At 69.5% G+C, this 25,619-nt stretch carries 24 protein-coding genes and 1 other RNA gene; 15 read left to right on the top strand and 10 right to left on the bottom strand.

Annotated elements, in window-relative coordinates; translation table 11 throughout:
• Nucleotides 1–53: 53 nt before the first annotated feature.
• The 4 genes from gatC (at nt 54) to gatB (ending at nt 3,737) form a co-directional block, all read left to right on the top strand.
• Nucleotides 54–350, top strand: coding sequence for an Asp-tRNA(Asn)/Glu-tRNA(Gln) amidotransferase subunit GatC (gene gatC, locus ACFHPP_RS11125; RefSeq protein ID WP_437163336.1), 297 nt, complete (start codon nt 54–56; stop codon nt 348–350).
• Nucleotides 350–1,837, top strand: coding sequence for an Asp-tRNA(Asn)/Glu-tRNA(Gln) amidotransferase subunit GatA (gene gatA, locus ACFHPP_RS11120; RefSeq protein ID WP_437163335.1), 1,488 nt, complete (start codon nt 350–352; stop codon nt 1,835–1,837). Before gatC ends, gatA begins: the two co-directional genes overlap by 1 nt.
• A 66-nt stretch (nt 1,838–1,903) precedes the next feature.
• Nucleotides 1,904–2,242, top strand: coding sequence for a hypothetical protein (locus tag ACFHPP_RS11115; RefSeq protein ID WP_437163334.1), 339 nt, complete (start codon nt 1,904–1,906; stop codon nt 2,240–2,242).
• A 43-nt stretch (nt 2,243–2,285) separates the two neighbouring features.
• A complete protein-coding gene (gatB, locus tag ACFHPP_RS11110; protein ID WP_437163333.1) occupies nt 2,286–3,737 on the top strand; it encodes an Asp-tRNA(Asn)/Glu-tRNA(Gln) amidotransferase subunit GatB in 1,452 nt (483 codons plus the stop codon).
• A gap of 40 nt (nt 3,738–3,777) precedes the next feature.
• On the opposite strand, the gene ACFHPP_RS11105 is transcribed toward gatB, so the two are convergent.
• Nucleotides 3,778–5,382: an ABC transporter substrate-binding protein gene (locus ACFHPP_RS11105; RefSeq protein ID WP_437163332.1), complete on the bottom strand. Its 1,605-nt coding sequence runs from the start codon at nt 5,380–5,382 to the stop codon at nt 3,778–3,780.
• A 146-nt stretch (nt 5,383–5,528) separates the two neighbouring features.
• Here ACFHPP_RS11105 and ACFHPP_RS11100 point away from each other — a divergent pair, with 146 nt between their 5' ends.
• The 7 genes from ACFHPP_RS11100 to ACFHPP_RS11070 all read left to right on the top strand — a co-directional run bounded on the left by ACFHPP_RS11100 (nt 5,529) and on the right by ACFHPP_RS11070 (nt 14,738).
• Nucleotides 5,529–7,589: a 3-hydroxyacyl-CoA dehydrogenase NAD-binding domain-containing protein gene (locus tag ACFHPP_RS11100; RefSeq protein WP_437163331.1), complete on the top strand. Its 2,061-nt coding sequence runs from the start codon at nt 5,529–5,531 to the stop codon at nt 7,587–7,589.
• 1 nt (nt 7,590) lies between these two features.
• Nucleotides 7,591–9,201 (top strand): AMP-binding protein, encoded by a 1,611-nt coding sequence (locus ACFHPP_RS11095; protein ID WP_437163330.1) that lies wholly within the window; start codon nt 7,591–7,593, stop codon nt 9,199–9,201.
• A 10-nt stretch (nt 9,202–9,211) separates the two neighbouring features.
• Nucleotides 9,212–10,411, top strand: a complete 1,200-nt coding sequence (locus ACFHPP_RS11090) for an acyl-CoA dehydrogenase family protein (protein WP_437163329.1) — start codon at nt 9,212–9,214, stop codon at nt 10,409–10,411.
• 72 nt (nt 10,412–10,483) lie between these two features.
• Nucleotides 10,484–11,638: an acyl-CoA dehydrogenase family protein gene (locus tag ACFHPP_RS11085; protein ID WP_437163328.1), complete on the top strand. Its 1,155-nt coding sequence runs from the start codon at nt 10,484–10,486 to the stop codon at nt 11,636–11,638.
• Nucleotides 11,639–11,656: 18 nt separating this feature from the next.
• The gene (locus tag ACFHPP_RS11080; RefSeq protein WP_437163327.1) at nt 11,657–12,628 is read left to right on the top strand and encodes a tripartite tricarboxylate transporter substrate binding protein; all 972 of its coding nucleotides are present in this window, start codon (nt 11,657–11,659) and stop codon (nt 12,626–12,628) included.
• 78 nt (nt 12,629–12,706) lie between these two features.
• Nucleotides 12,707–13,579 carry a c-type heme family protein gene (locus ACFHPP_RS11075; protein WP_437163326.1) on the top strand — a complete coding sequence of 291 codons (873 nt, stop codon included), beginning with the start codon at nt 12,707–12,709 and terminating at the stop codon, nt 13,577–13,579.
• A 16-nt stretch (nt 13,580–13,595) separates the two neighbouring features.
• Entirely contained in the window at nt 13,596–14,738 is a 1,143-nt protein-coding gene (locus ACFHPP_RS11070; protein ID WP_437163325.1) for a serine/threonine-protein kinase, read from the top strand.
• A gap of 20 nt (nt 14,739–14,758) precedes the next feature.
• Here the strand turns inward: ACFHPP_RS11070 and ACFHPP_RS11065 are convergent, their stop codons facing one another.
• From ACFHPP_RS11065 to ssrA, 8 genes are all read right to left on the bottom strand, one after another.
• Nucleotides 14,759–14,977 (bottom strand): ribbon-helix-helix domain-containing protein, encoded by a 219-nt coding sequence (locus ACFHPP_RS11065; protein WP_437163324.1) that lies wholly within the window; start codon nt 14,975–14,977, stop codon nt 14,759–14,761.
• A 129-nt stretch (nt 14,978–15,106) separates the two neighbouring features.
• Nucleotides 15,107–16,552 carry a class II fumarate hydratase gene (locus ACFHPP_RS11060; protein ID WP_437163323.1) on the bottom strand — a complete coding sequence of 482 codons (1,446 nt, stop codon included), beginning with the start codon at nt 16,550–16,552 and terminating at the stop codon, nt 15,107–15,109.
• A 106-nt stretch (nt 16,553–16,658) separates the two neighbouring features.
• Nucleotides 16,659–18,023 carry a calcium-binding protein gene (locus tag ACFHPP_RS11055; protein ID WP_437163322.1) on the bottom strand — a complete coding sequence of 455 codons (1,365 nt, stop codon included), beginning with the start codon at nt 18,021–18,023 and terminating at the stop codon, nt 16,659–16,661.
• A 237-nt stretch (nt 18,024–18,260) separates the two neighbouring features.
• Nucleotides 18,261–18,671 carry a VOC family protein gene (locus ACFHPP_RS11050; RefSeq protein WP_437163321.1) on the bottom strand — a complete coding sequence of 137 codons (411 nt, stop codon included), beginning with the start codon at nt 18,669–18,671 and terminating at the stop codon, nt 18,261–18,263.
• A 4-nt stretch (nt 18,672–18,675) separates the two neighbouring features.
• Nucleotides 18,676–19,074 carry a RidA family protein gene (locus tag ACFHPP_RS11045; protein ID WP_437163320.1) on the bottom strand — a complete coding sequence of 133 codons (399 nt, stop codon included), beginning with the start codon at nt 19,072–19,074 and terminating at the stop codon, nt 18,676–18,678.
• Nucleotides 19,074–20,675 (bottom strand): fumarate hydratase, encoded by a 1,602-nt coding sequence (locus ACFHPP_RS11040; RefSeq protein ID WP_437163438.1) that lies wholly within the window; start codon nt 20,673–20,675, stop codon nt 19,074–19,076. Before ACFHPP_RS11040 ends, ACFHPP_RS11045 begins: the two co-directional genes overlap by 1 nt.
• 178 nt (nt 20,676–20,853) lie before the next feature.
• Complete coding sequence (locus ACFHPP_RS11035) at nt 20,854–21,360, bottom strand: SspB family protein (RefSeq protein WP_437163319.1); 507 nt, start codon at nt 21,358–21,360, stop codon at nt 20,854–20,856.
• A 78-nt stretch (nt 21,361–21,438) separates the two neighbouring features.
• Nucleotides 21,439–21,755: a transfer-messenger RNA gene (gene ssrA / locus ACFHPP_RS11030) on the bottom strand.
• A 70-nt stretch (nt 21,756–21,825) separates the two neighbouring features.
• On the opposite strand from ssrA, the gene thyX reads away from it, so the two are divergent.
• Genes thyX through ACFHPP_RS11010 form a run of 4 tightly spaced genes read left to right on the top strand, consistent with a single transcriptional unit; the run spans nt 21,826 to nt 24,488 of the window.
• A complete protein-coding gene (gene thyX / locus ACFHPP_RS11025) occupies nt 21,826–22,764 on the top strand; it encodes an FAD-dependent thymidylate synthase (RefSeq protein WP_437163318.1) in 939 nt (312 codons plus the stop codon).
• Nucleotides 22,754–22,993, top strand: a complete 240-nt coding sequence (locus ACFHPP_RS11020) for a hypothetical protein (protein ID WP_437163317.1) — start codon at nt 22,754–22,756, stop codon at nt 22,991–22,993. Before thyX ends, ACFHPP_RS11020 begins: the two co-directional genes overlap by 11 nt.
• Entirely contained in the window at nt 22,990–23,601 is a 612-nt protein-coding gene (locus tag ACFHPP_RS11015; protein ID WP_437163316.1) for an HD domain-containing protein, read from the top strand. Before ACFHPP_RS11020 ends, ACFHPP_RS11015 begins: the two co-directional genes overlap by 4 nt.
• Complete coding sequence (locus ACFHPP_RS11010; RefSeq protein ID WP_437163315.1) at nt 23,598–24,488, top strand: ribokinase; 891 nt, start codon at nt 23,598–23,600, stop codon at nt 24,486–24,488. The genes ACFHPP_RS11015 and ACFHPP_RS11010 overlap by 4 nt, the downstream gene beginning before the upstream one ends.
• Here ACFHPP_RS11010 and ACFHPP_RS11005 read toward each other — a convergent pair.
• A complete protein-coding gene (locus ACFHPP_RS11005) occupies nt 24,478–25,599 on the bottom strand; it encodes a P-loop NTPase (RefSeq protein WP_437163314.1) in 1,122 nt (373 codons plus the stop codon). The genes ACFHPP_RS11010 and ACFHPP_RS11005 overlap by 11 nt on opposite strands.
• Nucleotides 25,600–25,619 lie beyond the last annotated feature (20 nt).

Here is a 25,619-nt window from a genome sequence, read left to right as displayed (position 1 = left end):
TTCCCCGCTCGCGATCCTGGCAAACCAGGCCAATCAAGGATTATCTCCCAAACATGTCGCTCGATACCGCCACCATCCGGCGCATCGCCTCGCTCGCCCGCATCCGGCTGGAGGAGGCGGAGGTCGTCCAGGCGCAAGCCGAGATCAACGGCATCCTCGGCTGGATCGAGCAATTGCAGGCCGTGGACACCGAAGGCGTGGAGCCGATGGCGGGCGGCTCGCCGGTGGCGCAGGTCTCGGCCCGGCTGCGGCCGGATGTGGTGACGGATGGCGGCCAGGCGGACGCCGTGCTGGCGAATGCGCCGGACCGGCAGGGCGAATATTTCGGTGTGCCGAAGGTGGTCGAGTGATGAACGCAACCGATTTCACGCTGCGCGGCGCGCTGGATGCGCTGGCCGAGGGCAGCATCAGCAGTGTCGAGTTGACCCAGGCGCATCTGGCGGCGATCGAGGCGCTGAACCCGCGGCTCAACGCCTTCATCACGGTGACGGCGGAGAAGGCGCTGGCGCAGGCCAGGGCCAGCGACGAACGTCGCGCGGCCGGCCGGGCGGGGGCGCTGGACGGCGTGCCGCTGGCCATCAAGGACCTGTTCTGCACGGCGGGCACGCGCACCACGGCGGGCAGCAACATCCTCGGCAGTTTCGTGCCGCCCTATGAGAGCACGGTCAGCCAGAAGCTGCTGGACGATGGCGCGGTGTTCCTCGGCAAGGCGAATCTCGACGAATTCGCCATGGGGTCGTCCAACACGACCAGCGCCAGCGGGCCGGTGGAGAACCCCTGGTCGCGGGCGAACGATCCCGACACAAGGCTTGTCCCTGGCGGGTCCTCCGGCGGGTCCGCCGCGGCGGTCGCGGCACGGATGGCGCTGGGGGCGACGGCCACGGATACGGGTGGGTCGATCCGCCAGCCGGCGGCCTTCTGCGGCATCGCCGGCATCAAGCCGACCTATGGGCGCTGTTCGCGCTTCGGCATCGTGGCGTTTGCGTCCTCGCTCGACCAGGCCGGGCCGGTGGCGCGGACGGTGGAGGATTGCGCCATCCTGCTGCGCTCCATGGCCGGGTTCGATGCGAAGGATTCGACCAGCGCCGATGTCGCCGTGCCCGACTTCGCGAGCGCCTGCGCGCGCGGCGTGAAGGGGCTGCGGATCGGCGTGCCGCGCGAATACCGGATGGACGGCACGCCGCCGGAGATCGAGGCGCTGTGGCAGCAGGGCCTCGCCTGGCTGCGCGACGCCGGCGCCGAGACCGTCGAGATCAGCCTGCCGCACACGAAGTATGCGCTGCCGACCTACTACATCGTGGCGCCGGCCGAGGCGTCCTCCAACCTCGCGCGGTATGACGGCGTGCGGTTCGGCACGCGGGTGGTGGAGCCGGGCTCCGACCTGCGCGACCTGTATGAACGCACGCGCGCCGCCGGCTTCGGGCCGGAGGTGCGGCGGCGCATCATGATCGGCACCTATGTGCTGAGCGCCGGCTACTACGACGCCTACTACCTGAAGGCGCAGAAGGTGCGCGCGCTGATCCGCCGCGACTTCGAGGACGCCTTCGGCAAGGTCGACGCCATCGTGACACCGGCGACGCCGAGCGCCGCCTTCGGCATGGACGAGAAGCAGGATGACCCGGTGGCGATGTACCTGAACGACATCTTCACGGTTACGGCCAATTTGGCCGGGCTGCCGGGCCTTGCGGTGCCGGCCGGGCTGGACGCGCAGGGGTTGCCGCTGGGGCTGCAGGTGATCGGGCGGGCGTTCGACGAGGAGACGGCGTTCGCGGTGGGGACGGCGCTCGAACGGGCGGCCGATTTCACAGCGTTGCCGCGGTTGAGGGCGGGGGCGTGATGTATGTTGCTATAACGCAACAAAATCAGTTACGGTCAGCTCGCTCGAAATCGAGGATGGCGCGCAATGAAATCACTGTCGGCTCTGCTCGGCTCCGTCGGCGTAAGCGCTGCGCTGCTGGGCCAAATCTCCTTTTCTGCGATGGGTGTAGTGCAGCTTCTTGCCATTATGGACGGCATCCAACTGTACTGGGAGATGTCAGGCTTTCTCAGCTTCCTTATTGCATCTGCGCTTGGGTTTTTTCCGCTGATCGGCGCCGTTCTGGGGGGGCTCGCGGCCGTGCAGGTCTGGGGTTGGTCTTCTTGGGGCGCGTTTCTCCTCTTCGGCTGGCCGCTGCCTCTGATTCTACTAATTCTACTTTCTGGCGGCGCTGCCCAATTGGGTGCTCGCATGCGCCGAGGCTAGCTTAGAGGCGGATAGTGTTCGGTTGTCCGCGAGGAGTTGCAAAGTGACCTACACGATCGAGGGCCGCACGGGCCCCTGGGAACTCGTCATCGGCCTGGAGGTCCACGCCCAGGTCATCAGCGAGGCGAAGCTGTTTTCCGGCGCCGCCACGGCGTTCGGCGCGCCGCCGAACAGCCAGGTGTCGTTCATCGATGCGGGCTTCCCCGGCATGCTGCCCGTCATCAACGCCGAATGCGTGGCGCAGGCGGTGCGCACCGGGCTCGGGCTGAACGCGCAGGTCAACCTGTGGTCGCGCTTCGACCGCAAGAACTACTTCTATGCCGACCTGCCGCAGGGCTACCAGATCAGCCAGTTCGCGCACCCGATCATCGGCGAGGGCGCCATCGAGATCACGCTGGCCGATGGCGCGACCAAGACCATCGGCATCACGCGGCTGCATCTGGAACAGGATGCCGGCAAGTCGCTGCATGACCAGCACGCGACGAAGTCGTTCATCGACCTGAACCGCTCCGGCGTCGCGCTGATGGAGATCGTCTCCGAGCCCGACATGCGGAGCCCGGAGGAAGCCGGCGCCTACCTGACCAAGGTGCGGCAGATCCTGCGCTACCTCGGCACCTGCGACGGCAACATGGACGAGGGCTCCATGCGTGCCGACGTCAACGTCTCCGTCCGCAAGGCCGGCGAGGGCTTTCGCACGCGCTGCGAGGTGAAGAACGTCAATTCGATCCGCTTCGTCATGCAGGCGGTGGAGGCCGAGGCGCGGCGGCAGATCGAGGTTTGGGAGGCGGGCGAGGAAGTCTTCCAGGAAACCCGCCTGTTCGACACATCCCGTGGAATCACGCGGTCCATGCGGTCCAAGGAGGATGCGCATGACTACCGCTACTTCCCGGAACCCGACCTGCCCCCGCTGGTGCTGGAATCGGATTGGGTCGAAGCGCTGAAGGCGGCGCTGCCGGAACTGCCGGATGCGCGGCGCGCGCGCTACGTCGCCATGGGCCTCACGCCCTACGACGCGCATGTGCTGACGCTGGAGAAGGAGACGGCGATCTTCTTCGAAACCGTGGCGCGCGGCCGCGACGCCAAGCTCGCCGCGAACTGGGTGACGGGCGATTTCTTCGCCGCGCTCAACCGCATGAAGCGCGACGTGGCGGACCCGCCGGTGACGGCCGAGAATCTCGGCGCGCTGCTCGACCTGATCGCCGACAAGACGCTGTCCGGCAGCCTGGCGAAGCTGGTGTTCGAGGCGATGCTGGAGACCGGCAAGCCGCCCGGCCTCATCGTCGAGGAACGCGGCATGAAGCAGGTGACCGACACCGGCGCGATCGAGGCGGTGGTGCGGGAGGTGATGGCGAAGAACGCCGACAAGGTCGCGGAATACCGTAGCGGCAAGGACAAGCTGTTCGGCTTCTTCGTCGGGCAGACGATGAAGGCGATGCAGGGCAAGGGGAACCCGGCGCTGGTGAATGAGGTGGTGAAGCAGGCGCTGGCGGGGTGACCCTTCTCCCTCCCCCGCGAAGCGGGGGAGGGCTTTCAAGTCACACCGGGCGCACGCCCCAGGGGTAGGGCATGCTGCCCTTCACATGCCCGGTGATATTGGTGCGCCAGGCGCTGCGGATGGTGAACTGGCCGAGCGGGATGGTCGCCACGTCATCCTGCGCCAGCTTGTTGATCTCGTTCGCCAGCGCCTGCTGCCGCGCCGCATCCGGCGCATCCAGCCAATTCTGCACCAACTCCTGTGCGCGTGGGCTGTCATACCAGCCGAACCAGCCCTGCGCGCCCGGTCCCTTCACCAGCGAGGACACCGCCGGGTTGAGGTAGGCGAGCGAGCTGCCATAGGTGTGGAAGATGGACCAGCCGCCGCGCTCCACCGGCTCCTGCCGCACGCGGCGCTGCACCACGGTGCCCCAGTCGGTCTCCACCAGCTCCACGTTGAAGCCGATGCGGCGCAGCGCATCCGCGGTGACATGGCCGTGCGGACCGATCAGCGGGAAGTCGGTGGGGCTGATGATCACCACCTTCTCGTTGTTGTAGCCGCTGGCCTGCAGCGCCGCGCGGGCGCGGTCCAGGTTGCGCGGCGGCGCGTTGAGCTCGGACAGGTCCTCGACGCCGTAGGGCGTGCCGCAGGGGAACAGGCTGCGGCAGGTGCGCCAGACGCTGCGGTCGTCGCCGAGCGTCGAGCGCATGTAGTCCTCCTGGTTCACCGCCAGCGCCACCGCCTGGCGCACCTTCAGGTTGTTGAAGGGCGCCTGCAAATGGTTCAGCCGCATGATGGACAGGATGCCGGCCTCGTTCAGCACCTCCACCTTGATGTTGCGGTTGCGCACGAGGGTCGGGATCAGGTCGGACAGTGGCTGGTCGAGCCAATCCACCTCGCCGGCCTGCAACGCCGCGGCGGCGGTCGCGGGGTCCGGCAGGATGTGCCACTCGATGCGCGGGAAATGCGCCACCTTGCCGCCGGAGGCACCGCTCGCCGGTTCCTGGCGGGGCACATAGGCTTCGTTCTTCGCATAGACCACGCGGCTGCCGGAGACGAACTCGCCAGGCACGAAACGGTAGGGGCCGCTGCCCATCACCTCCGAGATCTGCGTGCTGGCATCCGTCGTCGCCAGGCGTTCCGGCATGATGAAGGGCACGTTGGCGTCGGGCTTGGCCAGCGCCTCCAGCAGCAGTGGGAAGGGCCGCTTCAGGCGGATCTCCAGCACCCGGTCCTCCGCCGCGCGCCATTCATCCACCGAGGCCGCGAGGATCTGCCCGAAGGGGTCGCGCTTCGACCAGCGGGCGAGGGAGGCGGCGCAGTCCCGTGCGCGCACCGGCTCGCCATCATGGAAGCGCAATCCGTCCCGCAGCGTGATGCGCCACACGCGGCCATCGGCCGAGACCTCGTGTCCCTGCGCCATCTGCGGCTGGGGCCGCAACTGCGCGTCCATGGCGTAGAGCGTGTCGAACACGTGGTAGCCGTGCATCTGGGTGACGATGGCGCTGGTCCAGATCGGGTCCAGCGCCGTCAAATTCGCCTGTGGCACGAAGCGCAGCGTGGCGGCGCGGGCCGGCTGGGCGAGGGCAGGGCGGGCGAGCGTGGCCCCCATGGTCCCGGCCGAGATGACCCCGGCCCCTGCTCGAAACAGTGAGCGGCGATGCATGGCTTTGGTTCCTCCGTGTCGTTCTTCTGGCGACGCGCGGAGGCTAGGCGCGGGGGCTCCGGGGGGTCAATCGAGCCGCCGGGCGCGCCTTGACCATCCGGTGGCGATGGCGGACAGGATGCGGCAAAGGTGGAGGGGACAGGCGCATGGCCGATCCGGTGCGGTTCGATGTGGTGGATGGCGTTGCGGTGGCGACCATCGGCAACCCTCCCGTCAACGCTCTGTCCGCCGCGCTGCGCGCCGGCCTGTTTCGGGCGGTGCAGCGGGCGGAGGCCGACCCGGCCATTCGCGGGCTTGTGATCGCGGCCGAGGGCCGCACCTTCATCGCCGGCGCCGACATTTCCGAATTCGGCAAGCCGCCGGCCTCACCCACGCTGGCGGAGTTGGTGGCGGCGCTGGATGGCGCGGCGAAACCGGTGGTGGCGGCGATCCAGGCGGCGGCGCTGGGCGGCGGGCTCGAAGTGGCGATGGCCTGTTCCTGGCGGGTGATCGGGCCGCGCGCGAAACTCGGGCTGCCGGAAGTGAAGCTGGGCCTGCTGCCGGGCTCCGGCGGCACGCAGCGGGCGCCGCGTCTGATGGGGGCCGCGGCGGCGCTGCGGCTGATGGTTGTCGGCGATCCACTGGATGCGGAGGCCGCGGTGGCCTCGGGCCTGGCCGATACCGTGGTGGCCGGGGACCTGCTGGCGGCGGCGCGCGAATGGCTCGGGCGGCCCAAGCCCAAGCCGGTGTCGCAGCGGGATGAGGGGCTCGGCTCGCGGGAGGATTTCGAGAAGGAAGCCGCCGCGCTGGCGAAGCGGGCGACAACGGAACCGCAGGTCGCCGACTGCATCGCCTGCGTCCGCGCGGCGTTCGAGATGCCCTTCGCGGAGGCTGTGGCCTTCGAGCGCGAGGCCTTCCTGCGCCTGCTCGACGACCCGCGCAGCAAGGCGCTGCGGCACGTGTTCTTCGCGGAACGCGAGGCGGCGCGCATCGCCGGCCTGCCCGCCGGCACGCAGCCGCGGCCGGTGGCGCGCGCCGCGGTGCTCGGCAGCGGCACGATGGGCGCCGGCATCGCCATGTGCTTTGCCAATGCCGGCATCCCGGTCCGGGTGATCGAGACCGACGAGGCGGCGCTAGCCCGCGGCATGGAGCGCATCCGCGGCACCTATGAGAGCAGCGTCAAGCGCGGCAGCCTGGCGCCGGCGAAGCGCGACGAACGCCTGGCGCTGATCGAGGGTGCGGTGGGGCTGGACGCCACCGCCGAGGCCGACCTGGTGGTCGAGGCGGTGTTCGAGGAGATGGGCCTGAAGAAGCAGGTCTTCGCGCATCTCGACCGCGTCACGAAGCCGGGCACCATCCTGGCCACCAACACCTCCTACCTCGACATCGACGAGATGGCGGCTGCGACTTCGCGTCCGCAGGACGTGCTGGGGATGCACTTCTTCTCTCCCGCCAACGTGATGAAGCTGCTGGAAGTTGTGCGGGGGCGGGACACCTCGCCGGAAGCGCTGGCGACGGCCGCCGAGATCGGCCGCAAACTCGCGAAAGTGCCGGTGGTGGTGGGCGTCTGCTACGGCTTCGTCGGCAATCGCATGCTGTCGCGCCGCACGCAGCAGGCGGAGCGCCTGCTGCTGGAAGGCGCGACGCCGGAGCAGGTGGACAAGGCGCTGGTCGATTTCGGGTTCCGGATGGGCCCCTTCGCGATGTCCGACCTCGCGGGCCTCGACATCGGCTGGCGCATCCGCCGTGCGACGGGCAAGCGCGCGCCGGTCGCGGATGCGCTGGTGGAGGCGGAACGGCTCGGCCAGAAGACGCAGAAGGGGTACTATCTGTACCCGGACGGCGCCCGCACCGGCGTGCCGGACTCGGAGGTCACCGCGCTGATCCGTCGTGTCGCCGCGCAGGAAGGCGTCGAGCAGCGCGAGATCGGGCAGGCGGAAATCCTGGATCGCCTGGTGCTGCCGATGGTGAACGAAGGCGCGCGAATCCTGGAGGAAGGCATCGCCGCGCGCCCGGGCGACATCGATGTGGTCTGGCTGCATGGCTACAACTGGCCGGCCTGGCGCGGCGGGCCGATGCATTATGCGGACAGCGTCGGCCTGCTGCATGTGGTGGCGCGCCTGGCGGAGTTCGCGCAGCAGACCGGCGACGACAGCCTGCTGCCGTCGCCGCTACTGGCCCGCCTCGCCGCCGAGGGCGGCAGCTTCGCGGGCCTAAAGGCCGGCTGAGATGCACGCCTGGGAGGCTTCCTACCCGCCGGAATGCCGTTGGGACGCGCCGATCGCGCGCGGCACGCTGCCGGGCTTCCTGGACGAGGTGTGCGCGCGTTTCACAGACAAGCCGGCGCTGGAATATCGCGGCCATGTGCTGAGCTACGCACAGATGCGGGCCCTGTCGGACCGTATCGCGGCGGGGCTGATGGCGCGCGGCATCGGGCGCGGCGATTGCGTGGCGCTGTACCTGCCGAACACGCCCTGGCACCCGCTGTGCTTCTTCGCCGCGCTGCGCACCGGGGCGCGGGTGGTGCATTTCTCGGCGCTCGATGCGAAGCGGGAACTCGCGCACAAGGCGCAGGATTCCGGCGCGACGCTGCTGATCACCACCGGCCTGCCGGCGCTGGTCAGCAACGCGGCCTGGTTGCGCGACGAGGGCGCGGTGCGGGAGGTGCTGCTGGCGCCGGAAGCGCGCTGGGGCGGGGAGGATGCGGCGCATGATTTCGCGCCGCTGCCCGAGGCCGATCCGCCCGCCACCTGGCCCGCCCTGTCGCCGGATGATCTGGCGCTGCTGCAATATACCGGCGGCACCACCGGCACGCCGAAGGGCGCGATGCTGACGCATGGCAACCTGACCACCGCCGTCTCCATCTACAAGGCATGGCGCGACAACACCTCGCTGCCCGAGGGCACCGCGCGCGTGCTGGTGCTGCTGCCATTGTTCCACATCTTCGCGCTGACGGCGGTGCTGCTGCGGCAATTCGCGGAGGGCGCGCTGTGCCACCTGCGGATGCGCTTCGATGCGGCGCAGTGGGTGGAGGAGGTGGAGCGGCTGCGCATCACCACCTTCTCCGGCGTGCCGACCATGTGGATCGGAATCGCCGGCGTCCCGGGCATCGAGCAGCGCGACCTGTCCTCGCTGCGGCAATGCAGTTCCGGCGGTGCGCCGATGCCGCAGGAGGTGCAGCAGCGGGTGGAGCGCATCCTGGGCCTGCGCATCGGCGGCGGCTGGGGGATGACGGAAACCTGCCCCGCCGGCACGCGCATCCCGCCCGGCGGCCCGGTGCGTGCCGGCATCATCGGCCTGCCGCTGCCGGGGATCGAGATGCGCATCGTGGCGCTGGCTGAGCCGACCCGTGGCATGCCGGTGGGCGAGATCGGCGAGATCGCGATCCGCGGCCCCAACGTCTTCTCCGGCTACTGGAACCGCCCGGCGGACAACGCGACGGCTTTCGCGGATGGCTGGTTCCTGACCGGCGACACCGGCTGGATGGATGCGCAGGGCTTCTTCACCCTGGTCGACCGTCGCAAGAACATGATCCTGTCGGGCGGCTTCAACGTCTATCCTGCCGCCATTGAACAGGCGATCTACGAACACCCCGCCGTCGCCGAATGCGTGGTGATCGGCGTGCCGGACGACTACCGCGGCCAGGCGGCGAAGGCCTTCTGTTCGCTGAAACCCGGCGCGGCCCCCTTCACGCTGGACGATCTGCGCGCATTTCTGGCGGACCGCATCGGCCGGCACGAGATGCCGGCGGCGCTGGAACTGCGCGACACCCTGCCACGCAGCGCCGCCGGCAAGCTGCTGGCAAGCGTGCTGCGCGACGAAGAAGCGGCCAAGGCCTAGGAGATCAACGATGGACCTGCGCTACACGCCCGACGAGATCGCCTTCCGCGACGAGCTGCGCAAATTCTTCCGCAGCGAGATCCCGCTCGCCATCCGCCGCAAGGTCAGCGAGGGGCGCGCCCTGAACCGGGAGGACTACGTCACCAGCCAGCGCATCCTGCACGCGAAGGGCCTGGCGGTGCCGAACTGGCCGATCCAGTGGGGTGGGCAGGATTGGTCGCCGGTGCAGCGCTACATCTACATCGAGGAACTGCAGGCCGCCGCGGTGCCGCAGCCGCTCGGCTTCAACGTCAACATGGTCGGCCCCGTCATCGCCACCTTCGGCTCCGAAGCGCACAAGCAGCGCTTCCTGCCGCCGACGGCGAACCTCGACATCTGGTGGGCGCAGGGGTTCTCGGAGCCGGGCGCGGGGTCCGACCTCGCCTCGCTGAAGACCACCGCGAAGCGGGACGGCGACCACTTCATCGTCAACGGCCAGAAGACCTGGACCACGCTCGGGCAATACGCCGACTGGATCTTCTGCCTGGTGCGCACCGATGCGACGGTGAAGAAGCAGGCCGGCATCTCCTTCATCCTGATCGACATGAAGACTCCCGGCATCACGCTGCGCCCCATCATCACCATCGATGGCGGGCACGAGGTGAACGAGGTGTTCTTCGACGAGGTGCGCGTGCCGGCGGAAAACCTGGTGGGCGAGCTGAACAAGGGCTGGGACTACGCCAAGTTCCTGCTGTCCAACGAGCGCATCGGCATCGCCCGCATCGGCATGACCAAGGAACGCCTGGCACGGGTGAAGCGCCTGGCGCAGGAAACACCGGCCGGGGAGGGGATGGTCTGGGACGATCCGGATTTCCGCCGCCGGCTGGCGTGGAGCGAGATCGAGTTGAAGGCGCTGGAGATCACCCAGATGCGCGTCGTCGCCGCCCAGGGCAGCCGGGCTGCGGACAAGCCGGACCCCTCCAGCTCCATCCTCAAGATCAAGGGCAGCGAGATCCAGCAGCAGGCGACGCAGTTGCTGGTCGATGTCGCCGGCCCCTACGCCATGCCGCGCCCGGACCGGGAGGAGGAGGGGATGAACCTGCCCTCCGTCGGGCCGGAATGGGCGGATGCCGCGGCGCCGCTGTTCTTCAACTACCGCAAGGTGTCGATCTACGGCGGATCGAACGAGATCCAGCGCAACATCATCGCCAAGGCCTTCCTGGGACTTTGAGGCGAAGCCCTCTCCCCCTCGGGGGAGAGGGTTGGGTGAGGGGGCCGGCGGCTTGGACATGAGTGGGGTTTCATGGATTTCGACCTGACCGACGAACAGCGCATGCTGTCCGACAGCGTCCGACGCCTCGTCTCGGACGCCTATGACGATTTCGAGCATCGCAAGACCTATCGCGCGGAGCCGCGCGGCTGGTCCGAGGCGAACTGGTCCAAATTCGCGGAGATGGGCCTGCTTGGCCTGCCCTTCGCGGAAGCCGATGGCGGCTTCGGCGGCGGGCCGCTCGAGACCATGATCGTGCTGGAGAATTTCGGCCGCGGCCTGGTGGTGGAGCCCTACCTCGCCACCGTCGTGCTCGGCGGCGGCCTGCTGCGGCGGGCCGGCAGCATGGCGCAGCGGGAGGCGATGGTTCCGCTGGTGGCGGAGGGCTCGCTGACGTTGGCCTTCGCGCATCAGGAACGCCAGGCGCGGCACGACCTGTTCGATGTCGGCACCACGGCGAAGCGGGACGGCGAAGGCTATGTGCTGAACGGCGCCAAGGGCGTGGTGCTGCATGGCGACAGCGCGGGGCGCCTGATCGTCTCCGCCCGCACCGCCGGCAACAGGCGGGACCGCGACGGCATCAGCCTGTTCCTGCTGGACCCCGCGACGCCCGGCGTCACCCGCCGCGGCTATGCGACGCAGGACGGGCTGCGCGCGGCGGAGGTGGTGCTGGAAAATGTGTCGGTGCCCGCCGACGCGCTGCTCGGCCCGGAAGGCGGCGCGCTGCCGCTGATCGAGCAGGTGGTGGACGAGGCGCAGGCGGCGATCTGCGCCGAGGCGCTGGGTGCGATGGAGGTGCTGCGCGACCTGACGGTGGACTACCTGAAGCAGCGCACCCAGTTCGGCCAGGCCATCGGCAATTTCCAGGCGTTGCAGCACCGCGCCGCGGACATGCTCGTGGCGACCGAACAGGCCCGCAGCATGGCGATGTACGCCGCCATGATGGTGCAGGACCCCGACCCGGCCGCGCGCCATGTGGCGCTATCCGCCGCCAAGGCGCTGGTCGCGAAGCTGGCCGACCAAGTCGGCAAGGAAGCCGTGCAATTGCACGGCGGAATCGCCGTGACGGACGAGTACAAGGCAGGGCATTATTTCAAAAGGCTGTCGATGCTCGGCGGGCTGTTCGGCGATGTCGACCATCATCTGCGCGTGGTCGTCGCGGCCGGGGGGCTGCCGGAGGCGAGTTGACACGGGGGGGGAAGGGGGATGCCGAACACGGCAATGGGCCGGCGCGCCGCGCTGGGGCTGGGCGTGGCCACGGTCGCGGCGCCGGCGCTCGGGCAGGCGCGATACCCGGACCGGCCGATCCGCGTCATCGTGCCCTTCCCGCCGGGCGGCACCACGGACATCCAGATGCGCGTTCTGTGCGAGGGTGCGTCCCGCCGCCTCGGCCAGCCCGTGGTGATCGAGAACCGCCCCGGCGCCGGCGGCAGCATGGGCGCAACCGCGCTGGCGCAGGGCACGCGGCCGGATGGCTACCTGCTGTCCGTCATGCCGAATTCCATCTTCCGCATTCCGGTGATGATGGCGCGGCCGACCTATGACCCCATGGCCGACTTCACCTGGGTGATCCGGCTGGTCGGCTACACCTTCGGCATCGTCGTCCGCGCCGATTCACCCTTTCGGACGCTGGCCGAGCTGCTCGACCATGCGCGTGCGAATCCGGGAAGGCTTACCTACGGCACCCCCGGCGTCGCCACGCTGGACGTGACGATGGAGCGCATCGCGCAGATGGCCGGCGGCGTGCGGATGGTGCATGTGCCGTTCCGCGGCGGCGCGGACAACATCCAGGCGCTGCTCGCCGGGCAGATCGACGTCTCGGCCGAGAGCAGTTCCTGGGGCGAGTTGGTGCTGGATGGCCGCCTGCGCCTGCTGGCCACCTGGGGCGAGGCGCGCCCGCCGCGCTTCGCCATGGCGCCGACGCTGCGGGAGGCCGGCATCGACATCGCCAACAGCTCCCCCTACGGCCTCGCTGCGCCACGCGGCCTGGACCCGGAGGTGGCGCAGGTGCTGCACGATGCCTTCAAGGCGGCGCTGGACGACCCGGCACACCTCGCGGTGCTGGAGCGCTACAACATGCCGATGATGTATGCGGATGCCGATGGCTACGGCCGCTATGCCCGCGAATTCTACGAGGAAGACAGCGCCATGGTCCGCGCCATGGGGCTGAAGTTCTGACGGAACTCCAGTTGTTGCAACGCACGTTTGCGATCCGATGGCCTTGGCGAACGGCCGGCCTGGGTGCAGTGTCGCAACATGGGCATCCGTACCAAGTTGAATCTCGGCCTGCTGGGAGTCTTTGCCCTCGCCGCCGCCGCCGCCTGGCTGTTCCTGTCGCAGCAATTCGCAACCCAGGCGCGGCGGGAGGTGGTGCAGAACGCCCGCATCATGATGAGCGCCGCCAACGCCGTGCGCACCTACACCATCCGCGAAGTCGTGCCGGCGGTGATGCGGGAGAGGACGGATTGGGTGGCGCCGCTGACGGTGCCCTCCTACGCCGCGCAGACCAATTTCCGCGCCGTGCGCGCCGAACACCCGGACTACACCTACAAGGAAGCCGCGCTGAACCCGACCAATCCCGCCGACCGGGCGCAGGATTGGGAGGCGGACTTCATCAACGGCTTCCGCAACGACCCGGCGCTGACGGAAGCCCTCGGCGAGCGTGACGTGCTCGGCAACCGGGTGCTGACACTGGCGCGCCCGATCACCATCCGCGACGCTGCCTGCCTGACCTGCCACAGCACGCCGGATGTGGCGCCCGCGCGCATGGTCGCGGCATATGGCAGCAACAACGGCTTCGGCTGGCGGATGAACGAGACGGTGGGCGCGCAGCTGGTCTCCGTGCCGATGGCCGCGGCCTTGCGCAGCGCCGATGCCAACCTGCTCAGCGCGATGGCCGTGCTGCTGGCGATCTTCGCCGGGCTGATGCTGGCGCTGAACCTGCTGCTGCATGTCGTCATCCTGCGCCCGATCGACCGCATGGTCCGAACCGCCTCCGCCGTCAGCCTCGGCCAGGCGAGCACGGAGGAGTTCGCCGCCACCGGCCGCGACGAGATCGCCGAACTCGGCCGCGCCTTCACCCGCATGCGGCGCAGCCTGGAACAGGCGGTGAGGATGCTGGGCTCCTGATGCCGCGGGATCGCGCATGAGCGACGCCGCCCCGCTGCCCGCCGCCTTCGGCCGCTACCAGCCGGTGGAACTGCTGGGTGCCGGCGCCATGGGCCGGGTGTATCGTGCGATCGACCCGCTGATCGACCGCACCGTGGCGGTGAAGGTGATCAATGCCGAGTTGATGGCGCCGGACGCCCGCGACGAATTCCTGCAGCGCTTCCGCACGGAGGTGCGCGCCGCGGCACAATGCGCGCACCCCACCATCGTCAATGTCTACGATTTCGTCGACGATCCGAACGCGCCCTACATCGTCATGGAATATGTCCCCGGCTGCACCCTGTCCGCCCTTCTCCGCCGTCCGGCGGTGGAGCGGGAGGGCACCGGGCCGGGGCTGATGCGCTCGATGCTGGAGGTGCTGGACGGGCTCGGCGCGGCGCATGCGGCGGGCGTGGTGCATCGGGACATCAAGCCGGCCAACATCATGCTGACGCCGCGTGGCGCGGTGAAGATCACCGATTTCGGCATCGCGCGGCTCGGCGATTCCTCGATGACCGTGTTCGGCGGCATGGTCGGCTCGCCTGGCTACATGGCGCCGGAGCAGGTTCTTGGGCAGGGCGTGGACCATCGGGCGGACCTGTTTGCCGCCGCGGCCGTCCTGTACGAGATCCTGCTCGGCCGGACGCCCTTCGGCAGCGGCGGCCTGTCCGCCACGCTGCTGCGCCTGGCGGGTCCGGAGCCGGCCGACCTGCAGCATTTGTCGGACACCGCCATCGGCCGGGTTCTCGGGCGCGGCCTGGCGAAGGACATGACGCAGCGCTTCGGCTCCGCGCCGGAATTCACCGAGGCGCTGCGCCAGGCGTTGCAGGATGATCCGGATGCCGAGGCGACGCGCATCGTCTCCAGGGCCATGGCGTCCCCGCCGACCCTGGGTGGCCATCTGCCCTCCGCCAGCATCAGGCCGCCTGCGGCGTTCCAGCTTGCGGCCCCGCAGGCGGCGCGCATCGCGGAACAGCTCGCCTTCTTCGTCGGGCCGATCGCGCCGGTGATGGTGCGCAAGGCCGCCAGCCAGGCGCGGGACATGCCGGACCTGGTCGAGCGGCTCTGCGCGCATTTGCCGCCGGAGGAAGCGAACGGCCTGCGCCGGCGACTGGCGCCGCTGGTCCAGGCCGGTCCCTGATGATCCGCGCCTGACGTCGCTCAGCCGGCCCGGGCCGCGTGCAGCGCCTGCACCCGCAGCGCGCTGGCCAGCGGCAGGTCCGGGTCCGGCCGCGCCGCATCGACGCCCGCCACCAGCGCCGCCAGGCTCAGGCCACGCGCCGCCGCGAGGGCCTCCAGCGCCGCCCAGAATTCCGGCTCCAGTGCCACGGAGGTGCGGTGGCCGGCGAGCCGGAACGAGCGCTTCCGCAGATGCCTCATACCAGATCCCGTTGATCGTGACCGATCACCGCCTCACTCGCCGGCTTGGCTGCGCGCCACTTGGCGCGGCGGCCATTCGGCCGCTCGCCCGCCTTCGGCGGGCGCGGGTTGCGATCAATGGGTTCGGTATCACCCGCCGCCTTCAAGCGTGCCGCCGGGCCGCAGCATGTCCTCGGGCCGTACCCAGCGGTCGAAATCCGCCTCCGACACATGGCCGAGCCGCGCCGCCGCGGCCCTCAGCGTGATGTCCTCGGCCAGGGCCAGCTTGGCGATGGCGACCGCCTTGTCGTAGCCGATGCGCGGGTTCAGCGCGGTGACCAGCATCAGCGACTTGCCGAGGCTGTCGGCGATCCTGGGCAGGTTCGGCTCCAGCTTGTCCACCATGTTGTGGGCGAAGCTTTCCGCCACATCCGCCAGCAGGCCGGCGGATTGCAGCACCGCCTGGATGATGACGGGCTTGAAGACGTTCAGCTCCAGGTGCCCCTGCGCGCCGCCGATGGTGACGGTGACGTGGTTGCCCATGACCTGGGCGGCCACCATCGTCAGCGCCTCCGACTGCGTCGGATTGGTCTTGCCGGGCATGATGCTGCTGGACAGGCCATCGGCCGGGATCACCAGCTCGGCGAAGCCGGCGCGCGGCCCGCTGCCGAGCAGCCGCACGTCGTTGCCGATCTTGTTGAAGGACACGGCGAGGGTGTTGAGCACGCCGGAAAGCTCCACCAGCGCGTCATGCGCGCCCATGCCCTCAAAGGGGTTCTCGTTCCGGGCAAAAGGCAATCCGGTGAGCTCGGCCATGCGCGCCGCGAAGGCTTCGCCGAATTGCGGGTGGCTGTTGAGGCCGGTGCCGGCAGCCGTGCCGCCCTGCGCCAGGGGCATCAGGCGGGGCAGGGCGTCCCGCAGGCGCGCAATGCCGAGTTCCACCTGCCGGGCCCAGGCCGCCGCTTCCTGGCCCAGCGTGACCGGCACCGCATCCATCATGTGGGTGCGGCCGATCTTGATGATGTCTGCCCAATCCGTCGCGCGCCGCGCCAGGCTGGCGTGCAGGACTTCCAGCGCCGGGATCAACCGCCCCGCCACCGCCTCCGCCGCCGCCACATGCATGACCGTCGGGAAGCTGTCGTTGGAGGATTGGCCGCGGTTGACGTGGTCGTTCGGATGCACGGGATGGCGGCGGCCGAGCGGCTGGCCCAGCGCCCGGTTTGCGAGGTTCGAGATCACCTCGTTGGCGTTCATATTGGTCTGGGTGCCGGACCCCGTCTGCCAGACCGGCAGCGGAAACTCCGCGTCGTGCCGGCCCTCCGCGACCTCGGCCGACGCCTTGGCGATTGCAGCGGCAATCTCCGGTGGCAATTCGCCGAGCCTGGCATTGGCCTCCGCCGCCGCCTGCTTCTGCAGGCCCACGGCGCGGATCAGCCCGGGCGGGAAGCGTTCGAAGCCGATGCGGAACAGCAGGCGGGCGCGCTCCGTCTGCGGGCCCCAGAGGCGGTCGGCCGGGATCTCGATGGTGCCGAGGCTGTCGGTTTCGGTGCGGGTGGGCCCGGGAGCCGCGCTCCCGGTCAGCGAGGCATCGTGCATGGTGCACCTCCGCTATGGCAGTTGGGGTGCAAGCGGGCTGGTTGCCCTACACGTATTGTCATGCCGGGCATCCGCGCCGGAGGGGAGCGGCGTGGGCGACAGCCTCTCAGAGCATCCAGACGGTCGCGCCGTTGCCGAGGCTCCGGCCCTCATAGACGCCGTTGTTGATGTAATGATCCATCGGCTGCATACCGGCCGCGAGCACATCCGGGTTGGCGTTGAGGTAGGCCGTGGTGCTGAAGACCGCAGAGGGATCGCGGCCCTCGCGCCAGCCTGACGCATTGTAGTGCATGAGCGGGTTGATGTCAGCCGTCGCCACGTCGGGGTTGGCGTTGCGGTAGAAGGACGTGGTGAAGATGGCATTCGGGTCGCGCCCCTCTCGCCAGCCGAACTGGCTGTAGTGCGCGAGCGGGTCCATCCCTACCGCAGCCACATCGGGATTGGCGAGAAGATAGAACGTCCGGTCGAATCCATTGACGGTTAGACCGAACGAGTCGGCCGCCTGACGACCCTCGGCCTGGCCATTGGCCAGAAAATGGGCCAACGGGTTGATGCCTGCGGCGGCAACGTCCGGATTGGCCTGCAGGTAAAGCCGCGTATCGAACTGCGCAGATGGATCCCGCCCCTCGCGCCAGCCGAACGCGTCGTAGTGCTGGTAGGCGTCGAGCCCGGTGGCGGCCACATCCGGGTTGGCCGCGAGATAGCCGGCGTAGTCGAAGAAGCCGGGGATCAAGGTGGTCGTGCCGCCGTCAAGCTGGATGACGGTCCCGGTACGCGCGAAGAGAATCGATTCGATGCCCGAGCCCGTCGTGAACTGGTTGTCGAAGGTGACCGAGTTGCTGCCGCCGATCTGCCGCATCACGAGATCGTTGAAGTTGCGCTCAAAGCGGAAGTCACGCTCGCTGAAGTCGGCGCCGATGACCACCACATCCACGCCGCTGGTGTCGCGAACCGCATCGGCCCCGAATGCGCCGCTGAACACGTAGACATCGTTGCCGTCGCCGCCACGCAGCCTGTCGTTGCCGCCGAGGCCGACGAAGCGCTCATCGAAGGCCGAGCCTTCAAGCAGATCCGCGCCTGAGGTGCCGGTGTAGCCGACGGACAGGAACACCCCGCCCTGGAGGTCCCACACTGTCCCGGTCCGCTCGAAGACGACGGTCTCGATGCCGGCTCCGGTCGAGAAGAAATTCTCGAGCGTGACGCGGTTGCTGCCGTTGACCTGGTCGATGACGAGTTGGTTGAAGTTGCGGAAGAGACGGAAATCCTGCGGGCCGTGGTCGGCGGTGAAGCGGATCTGGTCCGTGCCGCTGGTGTCGCGCACCAGGTCGGAGCCGAACGCGCCACTGAAGACGTAGGTGTCATTGCCGTCACCGCCCCGCAGCGTGTCGTTGCCGCCGAGGCCGTTGATCGTGTCGTCCCCCGGCGTCCCGTTCAGAAGTTGACTCGCCGCAGTCCCGTTGATCACCGCCATCGCACCCGTCTCCCGCCTTCGCCATCCTTTGGAATGGAACGTTGCACCTGGAGGCGGAATTAGACGCGGATCTTTCCGGGCGCCAATTCACATGTACGACATGGGAAATGAGACAGATGACCGCCCTGGGTTGGCGGAGCGCGGCGCGAGCGCGCACCCGGACGGCCGCACGCAGCGAGACTGCATCTGCATCCGTACGGTGCGGGACGACGCGCCGCGGCCGTCCCGCGCGCCACGTCAGCCGCGGTAGGCATCCCCGTAGGTCGAGATCTCGATCAGGTTGCCGTCCGGATCCCGGCAATAGACCGAGTTGATCGGCCCGAGCGCGCCCTGCTTGGCCACCGGCCCAAGCTCCACCGTCACGCCGCAGCCGCGCAGGTGCTCCGCGATATCCTCCGCCGCCACCGTCACGACGAAGCACAAATCCTGCGTTCCGGGTTCCGCGACGACGGAGGAGAACCACTCCGCCTGGGTCGCGCCGCGCGGCCGCAGGTTGATCTTCTGGCCGCCGAATTTCAGTGCGATGCGCGGCGGTTCGCCGAAGCTGTCGCGTTCCATGCCCAGCACGCGCTGGTACCAGTTGGCGCTGGTCTCCACATCGGCGCAGGTGATGACCAGGTGGTCCAGGCGGTCGACGGCGAAGCGCATTGGCCTACTTGTCCCCTTCGCGCCGACGCAGCCGCGCCGTCACCTCGATCTCGATCCGCATTTCCGGCCCCTGCAGCCCGGCGACGATCATGGTGGAGGCGGGGCGCGCCCGGCCCAGCCATTTCTTCACCACGGGCCAGCACAGCGGCCAGTCGGCCCGGTCCGGCACGATGAAATTCGCCCGCACGATGTCATCGATCCGCCCGCCGGCCTGGCGCAGCGCCGCCTCGATGTTGCGGAAGGTCTGGTCGCACTGCTCGACGACGCCGGGGGCGATGGTCATGGTGGCGTAGTCATAGCCGGTGGTGCCGGAGACGAAGATCCAGTCGCCATCGATGACGGCGCGGGAGTAGCCGATCTCTTCCTCGAAGCGGCTGCCGGAGGAGAAGCGCGAACGTGCCATCACTCCAGCCCCTCGTAGAAGTCGTTGCCCTTGTCATCCACGACGATGAAAGCGGGAAAGTCCTCGACCTCGATCCGCCATACCGCTTCCATGCCGAGTTCCGGGTATTCCAGCACTTCCACCTTGCGGATGCAGTCCTGCGCGAGCCGTGCCGCCGGGCCGCCGACGCTGCCCAGGTAGAAGCCGCCGTAGGATTGGCAGGCGCGCAGCACGGCCTTGCTGCGGTTGCCCTTGGCCAGCATCACCAAGCTGCCGCCGGCCTTCTGGAAGGCCTCGACATAGCTGTCCATGCGCCCGGCAGTGGTCGGGCCGAAGCTGCCGGTGGCGTAGCCATCGGGGGTCTTGGCGGGGCCTGCGTAGTAGACAGGGTGGTTCTTCAGATAGTCGGGAAGTCCCTCCCCACGGTCCAGCCGTTCCTGCAGCTTGGCATGGGCGATGTCGCGCGCCACCACGACGGTGCCGGTGAGGGACACGCGGGTCTTCACCGGATGCTTCGACAGCTCCGCCCGGATCGCGTCCATCGGCTGGTTCAGGTCGATCCGCACCACGTTGCCTCCGAGGATCTCGTCCGTCGCCTCCGGCAGGTATCTTGAGGGTTCGTGCTCGAGCTGTTCCAGGAACACGCCTTCGGCCGTGATCTTCGCCTTGATCTGGCGGTCGGCGGAACAGGACACGCCGATGCCGATCGGCAGGGACGCGCCGTGGCGCGGCAGCCGCACCACCCGCACGTCGTGGCAGAAGTACTTGCCGCCGAACTGCGCGCCGATGCCGAGGTTCTGCGTCAGCTTGTGCACCTCCGCCTCGAAGGCCACGTCGCGGAAGGCGTGCCCGGCCTTGCTGCCTTCCGTCGGCAGCGCGTCCAGCCACTTGGTCGAGGCCAGCTTCACCGTCTTGAGGTTCGCCTCCGCGCTGGTGCCGCCGATGACGATGGCCAAATGGTAGGGCGGGCAGGCGGACGTCCCCAGCGTCTTGATCTTGTCTTCCAGGAAGGCCAGCAGCTTCGGCTTGTTCAGCACCGCGCGGGTCTGCTGGTAGAGGAAGGTCTTGTTGGCCGAGCCGCCGCCCTTGAGCACGAACATCAGGTGCATCTCGTCGGCGTGGTGCTCGCCGGGCTGCGCCATGATGGAGAATTCCACGGGCAGGTTGTTGCCGGTGTTCACCTCCTCCCACATGGTCAGCGGCGCCATCTGTGAGTAGCGCAGGTTGGTCTCGGTGTAGGTGCGGTGGACGCCGTAGCTCAGCGCCTCCTCCTCGTCGCCCTCGACCCAGACGCGCTGGCCCTTCTTGCCGAAGACGATGGCGGTTCCGGTGTCCTGGCACATCGGCAGCACGCCGCCGGCGGCGATGTTGGCGTTCTTCAGCAGGTCGAGCGCCACGAAGCGGTCGTTCGGGCTGGCCTCCGGATCCTGCAGGATCTTGGCCAACTGCCCCAGATGCGCCGGCCGCAGCAGGTGGGAGACGTCACGGCAGGCGGCGAAGGCCAGCGCCTCCAGCGCCTCCGGCTTCACCTTCAGGACCGTCTGCCCATCGCAGGTCGCGGTGCTGACGCCGGCGATGTCCAGGCGGCGATAGGGCGTCGCGTCCTCGCCGAGCGGGTACATCGGGCTGTAGCGGAAGCCGGACGGGCGCGTGGGCGCGATCACGGGGGAATCGAGGTCGAGCGGTGCGGTCACGGTGGTTCTCCGTGGCGCCGTCACCCGGCCAGGGTGCGGCGTGAATTGGTCTGCGCGGTGGTAGCGCAGCCGCGCCCGGCGGCCAACGGTTGTGGTTGTGCGGGCTTCAGTCCCGCGCCGGGCGACGCCGGAAGGCGTCCAGGCTGACCACCTGGGCCGGCGCCTCGGCCGGCGGTGCGGCGGGCGTCGCCTCGGGCTCGGGGTCGGGTGCCTCGGCCACGGCAACCGGGTCCATCAGCGGCTGGAAGCGCAGGCCATAGCGCACGGCGGGGTCGGCGAAGCCGGTCAGGGCGGCGAAGGGCACATGGAGCTGTGCCGGCACGCCGCCGAAATGCAGGCGAACGGCGAAGGTGCCCGCGGCGCGGTCCACCACCAGGCCTTCATACTGGTGCTGCAGCACCACCGTCATCTCCTGCGGGTAGCGCGCCTTCAGGTGGCCGGGGATGCGCGTGCCGGGATGATCGGTGCGGAAGGTGATGTAGTAGTGATGTTCGCCCGGCAGGCCCGTGGTCGCGGCGAGTTCGAGCGCGCGGGCCACCACGTCGCGCAGCGCGTCGTCGGTCCAGCGTTCGTATGGAATCAGGCTTTCGGCCGGGCGGGCGTCGTCGCTCATGCATGCATCCCTTTGCGCGGAGCATAAGCCGGCCGGGCCGCCTGCGGAAGGGCCGCGGAGGCAGGACGAGGTGTGGAAAGTGGGGGGCTTCTGTTGCCCGGTGCCCCCCGAACCGCGCTTACCTTATTCAGGCAGCGAGTGCGTAAGCCTCGCGGCTATTGTCGTTCGCACTTGGAGATTAGCCCGATAACGGCGGTACAATGCCGGGCAAAAACGACCTCTTTACCACGCGCGTCGAAGCTGTTTCGCCCCCATGGGTCCCGCCAGGGCGGGGTTTGGTGGAGGCGCCGGGCACTGCCCCCGGGTCCGCAACGATTATTCCAGATCGCGTTTATCACCATAGTCGCCGAGGCGACGGCACGGATGTAGGCGCTTCCCGTGCCGAAATCCAGTGGCTCAATGTAGGGGGTGCCGCCGGGGACGGGGTAGGCTAGTACAGCCAGCCTTTACGTACAGGATTCGGGCATGGCCCTGACGCCGGAACAGCAGCTTGAGATCAATACCGCGCGGGAGGCCGCCCACGCGACGCGTCGTCCCACGGTGCCCGCCCTGGAAGACATGCTGTTCACCGCGACGCCGGTGCTCGACCACGGCTTCGTCCGCGTCGTCGACTACATGGGCGACGATGCCGCCATCGTGCAGGCCGCCCGCGTCAGCTACGGCCGCGGCACCCGGGCGGTGTCGGAGGATCGCGGCCTGATCCGCTACCTCATGCGCCACCGCCACTCGACCCCCTTCGAGATGTGCGAGATCAAGTACCACGTGAAGCTGCCGATCTTCGTCGCGCGCCAGTGGATCCGCCACCGCACCGCAAACGTGAACGAATACTCCGCGCGGTATTCCATCCTGGACCGGGAGTTCTACATCCCCGCCGCCGAGAATTTGGCCGCGCAATCCGCCGTCAATCGCCAGGGCCGCGGCGAGGTGCTGGAGGGCGACCAGGCCGCCCGCGTGCTCGACCTGCTGCGGGAGGATGCGACCCGCAACTACGACCATTACCTCGACATGCTGAACGAGGACGAGCAGGGCGCCCCGATCGACCCCGGCCGCCCCGGCCTGGCGCGCGAGCTGGCGCGGATGAACCTGACCCTGAACGCCTATACCCAGTGGTACTGGAAGACCGACCTCCACAATTTGTTCGGCTTCCTGTCCCTGCGCGCAGACGCCCATGCCCAATACGAGATCCGCGTCTATGCCGACGCGATGATGGCCAGCGCCGAGGCCTGGGTGCCGATCGCGGCCGCCGCCTTCCGCGACTACCGCCTGGGCGCCGTCACCCTGTCCGCGCAGATGCTCGGCATCCTGCGGCGGATGCTGGCCGGGGAGGCGGTGGACCAGGCCGCCTCCGGCCTGTCCAAGCGCGAGTGGCGCGAGTTGATGGAAACGCTCGGCCGTGCCGCCTAGCCCCGCGGCGCGGCGCGGGGCAGGGCGCCCGGCGGGCCGACCGCGCGGCAAGGCGGCCGCTGCGCCGCGCCGGGAATGGCTGGCGCGGTGGTGGAAGGTGGCGCTGCTGGTCGGGCTCGTGACGCTCGGCCTGCCGCTGGCGCACGCCCTGTTCGGCGAGATCTTCGCGCTGCTGGGCGGCGCCGTGCTGTTCGGCTTCCTGCTGGGGCGCTGGACGGCGGGCGTATGACGGAGATCCCCATGCACGCCGACCGCACCGCCGCCCTGATCGCGTTCCTGGCCCTCGCCGACCGCCTGAAGCACATCGAGCGCCGCGGCGAGACGGCACGTCCGGACGGCACCTCCCGCCGCGAGAACTCCGCCGAGCATTGCTGGAACGTCGCCCTCGTCGCCGTGCTGCTGCATGGCGAGATGCCGGATGCCCCCGACCTCGGCCACACCCTGGCGATGATCGCCGCCCACGACCTGGTGGAGATCGAGGCCGGCGACACCTTCGCCTATGACGAGGCGCACCTGCTGACCCAGGCAGCCCGCGAGCAGGCCGCCGCCGACATCGTCTTCGCGACGCTGCCGCCCGACCTCGGCGCGAAGCTGCGGGCGTTGTGGGAGGAGTTCGAGCGGGGCGAGACGCCGGAGGCGCGCTTCGCCATGGCCTGCGACCGCGCCCAGGGCTTCCTCCAGGGCGTCATCGGCACCGGCCATTGGCGCGACGCCGGCATCGCCGAGGCCGCGACGCATGGCCGCATGAGCCCCGCCCGCCAGGTCGCCCCGGCCTTCGAGGCGCTGATCGGCACGCTGTATGAGCGCGCCCGCGCCGGGCGTATGTTCGCCGGATGAGCATCCTCGTCTTCGGTTCCGCCAATGCCGACCTGATCTTCACCGTCCCCGCCCTGCCAGCCCCCGGCGAAACCGTTCTGGGCGACGGGTTCCAGCAGATGCCCGGCGGCAAGGGAGCCAACCAGGCGGTCGCGGCAGCACGGGATGGTGCCAGCGTCGCCTTCGCCGGCTGCGTCGGGGAGGATGGGCTGGCCGGCATCGCCACCGGCGCGATGCGCGACGCCGGGGTCGACCTCAGCCGCCTGCTGGCCGTGGATGCGCCGACCGGCTGCGCCAGCATCTGCGTCGACCGGGCCGGGCAGAACCAGATCGCCGTCGCCCCGGGCGCCAACCTGGCAGCACGCGCCGCGCAGGTGGAGGATGCGGCGCTGCATCCCGGCGTCATCCTGCTGTTGCAGATGGAAGTTCCGGCCGAGGAGGTGGCGCTGCTGATCCGGCGCGCCGCCGGCCTCGGCGCGCGCTGCATCCTGAACCTGGCGCCGCCGGGGGACCTGCCGTTGGCGGCGCTGCGGGAGCTTTGCCTGCTGGTGCTGAACCAGCACGAGGCCGCGGTGCTGGCCGGACGGGTCGGCGTCGAGCCGACCGCGACCGCCCTGCGCGCCCTGCTCGGCTGCGACGTCGCGGTGACGCGCGGCGTCGAGGGCGCGGAGGCCGCGACGGCATCCGGCACCGAATTCACCCGCGCCTTCCGCGTCGACATCATGGACACCACCGGCGCCGGCGACACCTGGTGCGGTGTGCTGGCGGCCGGGCTGGACCGCGGCCTCGCCCTGCCGGAGGCCATGCGCCGCGCCGCCGCGGCCGCCGCCCTGTCCTGCACCCGCCACGGCGCCGCGCCTTCGATGCCGGTCGCGGCCGAGACCAACGCGCTGCTGTCTACTCGATGACGATCCGCGGCCCCTCGGCCGCCGCCGCATTCTCCGCCAGCTTTTCCCGAAGGCGGGTGGCGATGCGCTGGTAGGTCGCGGCCTCGTCGGTCTCCGGTCGCGCGGCCACGATCGGCGTGCCGGCATCGGCCAGCTCCCGGATCGCCAGCTTCAGCGGCAATTCGCCCAGGAATTCCACGCCGAGCCGCGCCGCCTCCGCTCGCGCGCCGCCATGGCCGAAGATGTCGCTCTGGTGGCCGCAGTTGGGGCAGCAGAAGAAGGACATGTTCTCGATCACGCCGAGCACCTTCACCCCCACCTTCTCGAACATCCGCACGCCGCGCCTTGCATCCAGCAGCGCCACGTCCTGCGGGGTGGAGACGATGACGGCGCCGGCCAGCGGCACGCGCTGGCTCATCGTCAACTGCGCATCGCCGGTGCCGGGCGGCATGTCGACGATCATGATGTCGAGCGCGCCCCATTCGACCTGGCCCATCAGCTGTTCCAGCGCGCCCATCACCATCGGGCCGCGCCAGATCATCGGCGTCTCCTCCTCGACCAGGAAGCCGATCGACATCGCCTTCAGGCCCCAGCGGGACAGCGGGATGATGCGGTTGCCCTCGGTGCGCGGGCGTTCCCGCGTGCCGAGCATCTGCGGCAGGGAGGGTCCGAAGATGTCGGCATCCAGCAGCCCGACCCGCAGCCCCTGCATCGCCAGCGCGACCGCGATGTTGACGGCGGTGGTGGATTTGCCGACGCCGCCCTTGCCGGAGGCGACGGCGACGATGGCGCCGACCTGCGGCAGCAGCATCTGGCCCTGGCCCGGCTGTGCCGCGCCGGCCGCGGCCTTGCGCGGGGGCTCGGCGGGCTTCGCCGGCTCCGCGCGGTGCGCGGTCAGCACCACGGTGGCGGACAGCACGCCGGGCACCGCGGCGACCGCGCGTTCGGCGGCGGCGCGCAGCGGCTCGCTCTCCCGCGCCCGCTCCCGCGGCACCTGGATGGCGAACTGCACCATGCCGGCCTTCACCGCCAGGCCGTCCACCAGGCCGGCGCTGACCACGTCCCGGCCGCTGGCGGGGTCGCGCACCTGCGCCAGCGCGGCCCGCACCGCCTGCTCCAGCCTCTCGCTCATCGCTTGAAAAACCCCCTGTT

Source organism: Falsiroseomonas sp. E2-1-a20 (assembly GCF_051433195.1).
GTDB lineage: Bacteria > Pseudomonadota > Alphaproteobacteria > Acetobacterales > Acetobacteraceae > Falsiroseomonas.
This window is presented reverse-complemented; position numbering and strand designations above follow the sequence as displayed.